This window comes from Dysgonomonas mossii, assembly GCF_004569505.1.
Classification (GTDB): Bacteria; Bacteroidota; Bacteroidia; order Bacteroidales; family Dysgonomonadaceae; genus Dysgonomonas.
Genome location: NZ_SPPK01000145.1, coordinates 1 through 388 on the forward strand (window position 1 = coordinate 1; position 388 = coordinate 388).

Sequence of the window (388 nt, forward strand, 5' to 3'; positions counted from 1 at the left end):
GTGCCGGGCATGCACCGTCTGCCGCGACTGGGCGGCCTGGCCCACGAGGCCCTCGCCTTCGGCCACGCGCTCCGGCCCGGGAGCGCCCGAGAGCGCATAGCCGCCGAAGCGGCGGAACAGGCCATGGCCCTCGGCCACGTAGGCCGCGCCGACGCGCGCGCCCAGCCGGCGGGCGAGGTACGACAGCACGCGCGGGCCGAGTTCGTCGAGCCGCAGGTCGCCGCGCATTTCGTCCGACAGGCCCATCACGCCGCTGCGGATCCAGGCCTCGCGCGCCTTGGCCCGGTGGTCCGCGCCGGTCATCGCGGCGGAGCCGAGAATGAACGCCAGCAGCACCAGTGAACCGCCCCAGGTGAAATAGGCGGCGAAGCGGGCCGAGTCCTCCCAC

General features: G+C 75.0%; 1 protein-coding gene. It reads right to left on the reverse strand.

Annotation, left to right across the window (positions count from 1 at the left end):
• On the reverse strand, positions 1-388 hold a 388-nt coding region (locus E4T88_RS17825; RefSeq protein ID WP_185146768.1), incomplete at both ends, for a GAF domain-containing protein.